General features: G+C 62.1%; 8 protein-coding genes. 4 read left to right on the forward strand and 4 right to left on the reverse strand.

The window, feature by feature from the left end:
• Positions 1-598: 598 nt before the first annotated feature.
• Positions 599-1,510 carry a zinc-dependent peptidase gene (locus R6U20_RS10705; RefSeq protein WP_410337850.1) on the forward strand — a complete coding sequence of 304 codons (912 nt, stop codon included), beginning with the start codon at positions 599-601 and terminating at the stop codon, positions 1,508-1,510.
• On the opposite strand, the gene R6U20_RS10710 is transcribed toward R6U20_RS10705, so the two are convergent.
• Positions 1,503-2,762 carry an aminotransferase class V-fold PLP-dependent enzyme gene (locus tag R6U20_RS10710; protein WP_410337851.1) on the reverse strand — a complete coding sequence of 420 codons (1,260 nt, stop codon included), beginning with the start codon at positions 2,760-2,762 and terminating at the stop codon, positions 1,503-1,505. The genes R6U20_RS10705 and R6U20_RS10710 overlap by 8 nt on opposite strands.
• Before the next feature lie 42 nt (positions 2,763-2,804).
• Positions 2,805-3,779 carry an ADP-ribosylglycohydrolase family protein gene (locus R6U20_RS10715; RefSeq protein WP_410337852.1) on the reverse strand — a complete coding sequence of 325 codons (975 nt, stop codon included), beginning with the start codon at positions 3,777-3,779 and terminating at the stop codon, positions 2,805-2,807.
• 153 nt (positions 3,780-3,932) lie between these two features.
• Here R6U20_RS10715 and R6U20_RS10720 point away from each other — a divergent pair, with 153 nt between their 5' ends.
• Genes R6U20_RS10720 through R6U20_RS10730 form a run of 3 tightly spaced genes read left to right on the forward strand, consistent with a single transcriptional unit; the run spans position 3,933 to position 6,297 of the window.
• A complete protein-coding gene (locus R6U20_RS10720; RefSeq protein ID WP_410337853.1) occupies positions 3,933-4,604 on the forward strand; it encodes a heme exporter protein CcmB in 672 nt (223 codons plus the stop codon).
• 57 nt (positions 4,605-4,661) lie between these two features.
• On the forward strand, positions 4,662-5,129 hold the full coding sequence (locus R6U20_RS10725; RefSeq protein ID WP_410337854.1) for an N-6 DNA methylase: 468 nt from the start codon (positions 4,662-4,664) through the stop codon (positions 5,127-5,129).
• Entirely contained in the window at positions 5,092-6,297 is a 1,206-nt protein-coding gene (locus tag R6U20_RS10730) for an Eco57I restriction-modification methylase domain-containing protein (protein WP_410337855.1), read from the forward strand. Before R6U20_RS10725 ends, R6U20_RS10730 begins: the two co-directional genes overlap by 38 nt.
• A gap of 635 nt (positions 6,298-6,932) precedes the next feature.
• Here R6U20_RS10730 and R6U20_RS10735 read toward each other — a convergent pair.
• Both R6U20_RS10735 and R6U20_RS10740 read right to left on the reverse strand, forming a co-directional pair.
• A complete protein-coding gene (locus R6U20_RS10735) occupies positions 6,933-7,442 on the reverse strand; it encodes a hypothetical protein (RefSeq protein ID WP_410337856.1) in 510 nt (169 codons plus the stop codon).
• The gene (locus R6U20_RS10740) at positions 7,414-8,244 is read right to left on the reverse strand and encodes a YdcF family protein (RefSeq protein WP_410337857.1); all 831 of its coding nucleotides are present in this window, start codon (positions 8,242-8,244) and stop codon (positions 7,414-7,416) included. The genes R6U20_RS10735 and R6U20_RS10740 overlap by 29 nt, the downstream gene beginning before the upstream one ends.
• Between the last annotated feature and the right edge of the window lie 161 nt (positions 8,245-8,405).

The raw sequence follows: 8,405 nt of genomic DNA on the forward strand, positions 1-8,405 counted from the left end.
TGGTTTCTGGAAATTATAGAACGCGACGGTGTTCTGGATGCTTTTGACGTTCTTTTCGTTTTGCAGAGGTTTCGGGCTGGCCGACACGACGAGTTTGTTGTTGTGTTGGAGAGCGGCCTGGTGCCCCAACGTCTTGATCCAGCCAGAAGCATCCGGCATGAGCCCCGTGCGATTGATGCCGCATCGCACGAACATCGTTCCGATCTGACGCGAGATCTCAGGGCAGAGGTACGACCCGTGTGCTCTATGCTTCCTGGCGCGCACGGTGCTGCCTTTCCAAGGCGGGGGCACGGCGCGCCGTACCCCTACGGAATAATCTGGCACCAACGGTCCCCCGTCGGTGCAATGACAGAGGACGCTCCTGCGTCCGACCCACAGCGTCGCATCTACTCGGTCGTATTTCCGCTCGGGACGCAAGCGGTGCCGACAGTGGTCGGCACGAGGGCCCCGGCAACGGGACATCCCTGCCGGAGAGCGTCGTAGCCGTACGGCCGCTCATTTCATGATCCTACACGGTGCGCCGCGCCCCTACGGAATAACTCCGCCGTCTACGGGTAAATGCGAACCGTAAGCTCCCTCAACAACGGCAACGACTCGCATGCGCACCATTCGCTCGTCCACAATCTGGACTACAGCTGGGCTCGCGCTCATTCTGGGCGGTGGGCTGGCGGCCATCGGCTGGCAGGTGCATCCGGCCGGTGCGTTTGTAGGGCTGCTGGCTGCGAGCGTGGTTGCCTACCTGGGCTTACGTCGCCCGTACCAGCGGTGGCGGCGTGCGCAAGCGGGACTGCCTGCGGACTGGCGCGTGTGGCTGCGCACCCGCATCCCTCCGTACACAGCGCTCGATGCCGACGACCAGCAGCGCTTTGAACGCGATGTGCTGTTTCTGATGGATGAGTTCGACTTTGAGGGCATCCGTGGCGTTGCCGTGACAGACGATCTGCGCCTGAGTGTAGCTGCTGCGGCAGCGCTTCTCTTGCATGGCTTACCCGATTGGGAGCTGCCCGGTACGCGCACCGTTCTCTTCTATCCCGGTCACTTCGACGACGAGTACGGCGGCAGCCGTGGTGCCGGATACGACGGCATGGCTCACGAGCAGGGCCCGCTCATCATGTCGGCGCCGGCGGTGCGCGCCAGCTGGCAGCATCCGAGCGACGGCAACAACGTGGTGCTGCACGAACTGGCGCATCTGTTCGACTTCGACAACACTGGCCCCGATGGCGTGCCCTCGCTCGTGGACGGACGCTCGGCCCAGGCCTGGCAGCAGCTCATTCGGGATGAGATGCGCAAGGTGGAGCGGGGCACGTCGATCCTCGATCCGTACGCCGCCACCGCGCCGTCGGAGTTCTTTGCGGTGGCAGTGGAGCACTTCTTTGAGGAGCCCCAGGCGATGCGCGAGGAGCATCCCGAGCTGTTCGAAGCCATGACGGCACTGTTCAACTGGACGCCCGCGCATCCTGGTGAACCCAAGTCCAATCCCGAATCTACCCCAAACCCCGACGCTACGTGACAGGGCCAACCGTTTCGGGCTCGAAGTCGCGGTAGGCCTTGGTTGTGATGGCCTCGGTGAGCACGTCGAGAGCGCGGTGCATGTCGGCTTCGGTGTTCCACACAAACGGCGCCATGCGGAGGAAGCGATTCTTGCGGCTGTCGGTGTAGATGTCCTGGGTTTTCAGGTATTCGCAGAGCCGGTGGGCTTCGGGCACCTGTAGCACGAGCAGGGTGCTGCGCTGGTCGGGGTCGCGCGGCGACTGCATGGTGAACGGCGCGTTGGCCGCACGGTCGATGACAATCTGGCTCAGACGCTGTGTGTGAGCATGCACGGCATCGAGCCCAGCATCCAGGAGCAGACGCACGCCCTCAACCGCATGGTAAAGCGAAGCCACGGCGGTGGTGCCGCCCAGAAAGCGCCGGCGCACCTCGGGGTGCGGAGTCGGTGTGTCGTGAAACGCAAACGGCTCGGCGTTGCCAAACCAGCCGGTAAGTCGTGGCCTGAGGTCCAGCCCCTCGCGCAGATACACAAAGCCGTTGCCCGAGGAGCCGCATCCCTCTTTCAGCAGCCCGCCCATGTAGACATCGGCGCCCAGCGTATCCACCTGAATGGGAAAGGTGCAGGCGCTGTGGTAGCCGTCAATGACGAAGAGCGCGTTGTGGGTGTGCGCGGCATCGGCCACGGCGCGCAGTTTGTTGTCGGGGATGCGCTGCCCGGTTGTAAAGCCCACATGGCTAAGCACCACCATGGTCGTATCCGCGCCGATGCGGTCGATGACGCGCTCGACATCGACATGCCCGTGTGCGGGGCGATCCACGACGGCGGGGGCGAGTCCGTTCAGCGCCTCCCAGCGGTGCACGCTGTGCTTTACGGACGGGAAGGCGCTGTCAACGAGCACCACCTCATTTCCGCGCTCGATGACCTCAGGCGCCGAGAGTAGGCACTGCATCGTCCAGTGCACATGCGGCTGCATGATGCAGGTGCCGTGCGGCGCCCCCAAAAGCGGGGCAATGAACGCATCGCCCAGAACCATGGGGAGCGTCCACCACCCGACCTCGTCTTCAGCGCCGTTCGTGGCGCCCGGCTGCCAGTGGTTGGGCACCTGATTCCAGGCATCCACGCCGCGCTGGCTCCAATCCTCGGCAAAGCGCTGCATCATGGTGGGCACGCGCTTCGGCATGAGGCCATGCGTAAAGGCGCGCAGCTCAACAGCATCGGCGGGGCCGGGGCGGACGAACGCGTCGCGGAGGTCGGCAATCGGGGTAGACATACGGTGTCAGGGGGATATGGAGCAGCAGGAGCAACGAGCGGGCTACGCGGCAGACTCCGCGGGCAAGACGTTCCGGGCAAAGATTTCGCCGTGCTGGCGAAGGTGATTAGCGGCTTCGAGACCATTTTTCCATTCGTCGGGGAAGGCGTCCCAGCCGTGCAGCGTGCCCAGCAGCGCGCCCATCATGGCGCCGGTCGTGTCGGCATCGCCGCCTACGTTGATGCCCGAGAGCAGCGTGTTTTCGAGGAGGGTGGGCGCCCGGGCCACCATGGCCACAGCAAAGGGCCACGCCTCATCGGCCGCGATGCCCGCGCCGTTGCAGACATCGCGCAGGTCGAGTGGAAACTCGCGGAGCTGGTTGCTAAGCTGCTTCAGGCGATCGGACACGCGGGGGTCGCTGCCGAGCTTCTCTTCGGCCCAGGTCGTTGTATCCACCAGATGCTGCCAGAAATCGGCACGGTCGAACGTGTCGAGCGGATGCGTAGCGCAGTAGCGGGTGGCCGCGGCCTGTCCCCACCCGGCAGCAAGCGCGGCGGGATGAGCGTGCGTCACAGAAAGGATGTCGCGAATGGGCAGGAAGGCATCGTCGCGATCAAGGTCAGAAGCCGCCCACCAAAGTCCGAGCGGGGCAGCCCGCATGGCCGCGCCATCGGTAGCCCGGTCGGCATTTCCGGCCTTCAGTGGAGGCGTACCGTGGGCCAATTGCTCGATAGCGGCCGTGGTGGTGGGTCCCCAGCGACGCGCCTCGTCTTGCAGTGCGGTGTACTCGGCAGCGACCTCGGCGGGCCACTGATCTGGGGAGGCTGTAGCCACCACACGGGCCACCGCAAAGGTGAACTGCGTATCGTCGGTCCACTGCCCCGCCGAAAGATCGCCGCGCCCGTCGTCGTCGCGGTACTCTTTGATGCCCTTGTAGTAGGTGCGGATGTTCTGATGGCTCAGGCCTTCAACGGGCATGCCGAGTGCGTCTCCCACAGCAGTGCCAAGCAGCGTCCCCAGACAGGTATCGGTAGTCATACAGAATCGAAGATGGTAAATAGGCGCAACGTATGAAGCGGGCATCGGTGTAGTAGAGAGCACTGTGCGCTCCCTGTATCACGACACCTCTGCTATACGACGTATTGGGGGTTATGTTGAACGGGGTTTGTTAAACGAATTGATTGAACACGCATGACCGATTGGCTGGCAGGCACCTGGGCTGTGTTTCAGAAGGATGTGCAGATTGAGCTGCGCCAGCGGGTTGCGCTGAACATGCTTGGGCTGTTTGTACTGGCAACGCTGGCCCTGGTGCTGTTTGCCGTCGGCCAGGAGACGCTCTCGCCTGCCGTGCAGTCGGCTCTGCTGTGGATTGTAATCCTGTTCTCGGCCTCAATTGGGCTCGGGCGTACGTTTGTGTCTGAAGCAGAGGCGGGCACGCTCTTGCTTCTGCAGTTGCATGTGCGCGGCAGCATGGTCTTTGCGGGCAAGCTGCTGTTTACCGTGCTCCTGGTGCTCGGGCTCAACGCGCTTGCGGTGGCGCTTTTTGTGCTGATGCTGGACGTGTCGGTCGCTGCTCCCGACTTGCTTGTGGGGGTGCTGGTGCTGGGCGCGCTTGGGCTTTCGGGCGCCACCACGCTGCTGGGCGCCCTCATCGCCCGCGCCACGCAGCGGGGCCCCCTGCTGCCCGTGCTGCTGCTTCCGGTACTGATGCCGCTGTTGCTGTCGGTGGTCGAGGCCACGCGCATCGCCCTGACGGGCGGCACCTGGCGCGCTGCGCAAGACGAGGTGCTCACCCTAATCGGCTTCACCGGCACCACCATCACCGCCGCTGTGCTCCTGTTTGACTATGTGTGGCAGGAGTGAGGCATCTTGTGTACCTTTCCCCGAAGGTTTTTCGCATTCGAAGCCAGCTATCCGTCTATGTCCACCTCTTTCCCAGCAGCCGACACGACGACGCTTGTACAGCATGCGTATGCTGCTGGGCAGGACATTTTGCGTGTCCGCTCCCAAGAAACGAAGAAGCAGCTCGGCCAATTTCTGACGCCGCCCCCATTAGCTCGGTACATGGCGCGCCGTGTAGTGCAGCCCAAAAAGGAGGTTCACATTCTTGATCCGGCTGTAGGATCAGGGGTGCTGTTGTGTGCCGCAATCGAGCAGATCATTGCGCGTGGATATACAGAAACGCTCCATGTTACCGGGTATGATGTCGATGCACCGCTCGCTGCGTGTGCACGCTCTGCCCTGGAGCAGGTACAACAGCGCGCTCAGGAGAGGGGCATCAAGATGCAATACACCGTCAAAACAGCGGATTTCATTCTTGACCAGGTGCCAAATAACAAACCGTCGCTGTTTGACGACGCCCCCCCCTGCATCTCCCCCTGCGTTTGATGCAATCATCGCAAATCCACCTTACTTCAAACTGCGTCGCGACGCGCCCCAATCCCAGGCCGCTCAAGGGTATTTGGAGGGACACACAAACATATACACGCTCTTTATGGGATTGGCAGCACGACTGCTCCGCCCCGATGGACGCGCGTGCTTCGTTGTGCCTCGCAGCTTCTGCTCCGGGGCCTACTTTAAGGCGTTTCGCATCGACTTTCTTCGGCACGCTACGCCGCAGCACATCCATCTTTTTACAGCCCGCAACGAAGCCTTCGAAGATGAGGCCGTCTTGCAGGAGAACGTCGTCATCTCCTTTTCAGGAACGGGCACAACCGACGAGTTCACGTCGCTCACGCGCTCTGTGTCGCAGGGACTTCGCGATTTGGATACGGCCCATTCCCACAAGATCGATGCTTCTGTGTTCAAGGGCGACACCCCGCAAGGCGTCTACTACCGCTTACCCACAACTACACTGGATGAGCGCATCGTAACCGCTCTCGATGCATGGGCAGCTTCGTTTGTCACGCACGATCTGGCCGTTTCAACAGGGCCCGTTGTTGCCTTTCGGAACCGCTCCTTACTCACCAATGCAGAAGCGGTCGCACAGGGCAACGCCGTTCCGCTGTACTGGATGCAAAATATTCAACCAGATGCTGTAACCTGGCCCACCGACCGGGGCGACAAGCCGCAGGGACTTATTGTTGACGATGACACAGCAGATTCTCTGGCGCTACCCCGTGCTAACTACGTTCTCATTCGGCGTTTTAGCTCAAAAGAAGACCGCCGTCGCCTCACCGCAGCCCCTTTTCTTGCCGATACATATGAACACGATTATGTGAGCTTTGAGAACCACCTTAACTACGTGTATCAAACGAATGGCTCATTAAACTGCAACGAAGCGCACGGGCTTTCTGCTCTTCTGAATAGCGCCCTCGTCGATCGTTACTTTCGTATCTTGAACGGAAACACACAGGTTAATGCAACGGACTTGAAGTCTCTGCCGCTGCCTTCCAGAGATACGATTGCGGCCATTGGCGAGCGCATAGCTAAACATCCGGAAAACAACCGCAATGCCGCTGTATTCGAGGTGCTACGCACCCGCGGCTACCTGCCCAACTCGATTCCAACATTCACTGAAACACGCTTTACTGTGGGTAAAATTCAAGAGGGGTAGTGATCAGACGCTACGTGATAGGATGCACACGGGATTTTTCCACGGTCCGTCCTCTTGCTCTGTCAACCCTCATTTTGATGGTCGCCTTGCAATCATCCCCCCACGAAGCCTGTCATGGTGAGCACAGCCCCGCCTCCTGTGGCTCCGACCGCTGTCGGGGGAACCATCTCCTTGGCATTCAGAAGATACAGCGGGACAGAGGATCCTGCCCACTTCGAGGGAGATCTTTATTCACAGGACTTACGCAGTTGCAGCTCACGAATGTCATCTCGTCGCGAGGCTCTGCCTCGTGACGCCGTCGTTTAGGGGCTCCGCCCCGTCCACAGGCAGGAAATGACGGCCCTCGGGTCAAGTGCGTAACTCCTAATTCACTTCGTTCATCAGTCGCTCCGCTCGTGTCAGGACTCCGCGTCTCCTTGGCGGAGCCGCTTCGCTCAAGATGACACCATGTAAACGGGGCATGCTTCAACCCAAATATTGACCTGTGACACACCAAGAGTGCTCTGTTGTCATGCTGAACGAAGTGAAGCATCTCGGGTCACGCGGTTGGAGAGCCTGCCTCGGGGGCGCGTGATGGAGGGCTCCGGCGAGAGGCGCGATGCCGAGCATGCAAGGTCGCGCTGACGTGATGCGCACTATGGGCAGTTGGCAGAATCATTCGTGCGCACCTGCACCCCGCGCAGCCCAATTTCGCCGATGCGCTCGTTGTCATCGAAAGGGACCCAAAACAGACCGGCGTCGTCGCCGGTGCGCAGGGTGTGCGGTGGGACGGTGCCGTGGGCACGGGCTTCGCGCTCGGTATCGGGGCCGCGAAAGATAATGGTGAAGCGGTAGCAGATGGGATGCGCGTTGTCGTTCTGCACACGCACCACTACGCCGTTGCGGTTGCCACGCGCTTCCGGGTAGAAGAGGTACGAAAACTGCACATCGCCGCTGCGATAGATGGGCGTCCAGGCATCATCGCTCCACCGCTGGGTGGTATCTGACGCAACAACGATGGGCGCTGCGTGGTCTGCGACAGGTGCTGATGGGATACGATAGGCTGTCGCTTCCCCCTGACGCAATCCCAATACGAGCAGCACGGCGCTCAGTGCATAACCGAGTCCGCACCAGAGGTTACGATGTGCAGGCGGCAACAGTCGCATCGGACGGCGGGGCGGAGGTGGTGACGGCGTCGGGGGCAATCCATCCGCGCAGGCGGTAGACCGCGTATCCGACGTACTCGCGGATCGCGCCGGTGCTCCGATTCAGTGCCCCTGCGCTGGGCATGTAGCCAAGCGCCGAACGCGGACGCTGCACCACGCGGTGGTCGGTGGGCGCGGGTATGGCGGGCACTCCGGCTGTGCAGAATACGGCAAGCGCCCGCGCCATGTGGGCGGCAGAGGTGACGAGCAGCACGCGATCGAGGTCGCGCTCGCGGAGCAATTCTGCCGTGCGCTGGGCGTTCTCGTAGGTCGTGGCGCTCTCGGGCTCGGTCCAGATCGCAGATTCGGGCACGCCCCACTCCGTGAGCACGCGGCGCAGGGTGAAGGCCTCGGGCGGCGTATCGGCCCAGGGCAGGCGTCCGCCACTCACCACGATACGCGGGGCCCGCTCGGCCTGGTAGAGCCGAAACGCGTGTACGATGCGGTCGGAGGCGTCGTTGAAATCGGGATCGATGCGGGGCGGCACCGGAGCCCCCACGCCGCCGCCCAGCACGACAATGGCATCGGCAGTAGGCAGCGCGCGGGCCGCCTTGGGCGGATGCGCCTGCTCCAGCGATCTGTACAGCGCATCGGCCACGGGCGGAAGCGACGGCACCACAAGCACGAGGAGTCCCATGCCCATGAGCACCTGCCCGATGCGCGCCCATCGCCACGCCAGGGCCCAACCCGCACTGAGCAGCAATAGCGCCACCACGAGCGGGTGGATGAGCAGGCTAAGGGCTTTGGCGGCGAAGACGGACATGGTGTTGGTGCAAGGTTGGGGCGTGGGCTGGGGGGTAGTGCCTTATGTCGGAATGCATGATCAGGGTTAGAATAGATCTGACAGGTCTTTTGAGACCTGTCAGATCTTTGCTGGATAAACCACCCCGACAAAAAACCGAGGCGCCCCATTGGGACGCCTCT

This window comes from Longimonas sp. (assembly GCF_046498435.1).
Taxonomy (GTDB): Bacteria; Bacteroidota; Rhodothermia; order Rhodothermales; family Salinibacteraceae; genus Longimonas.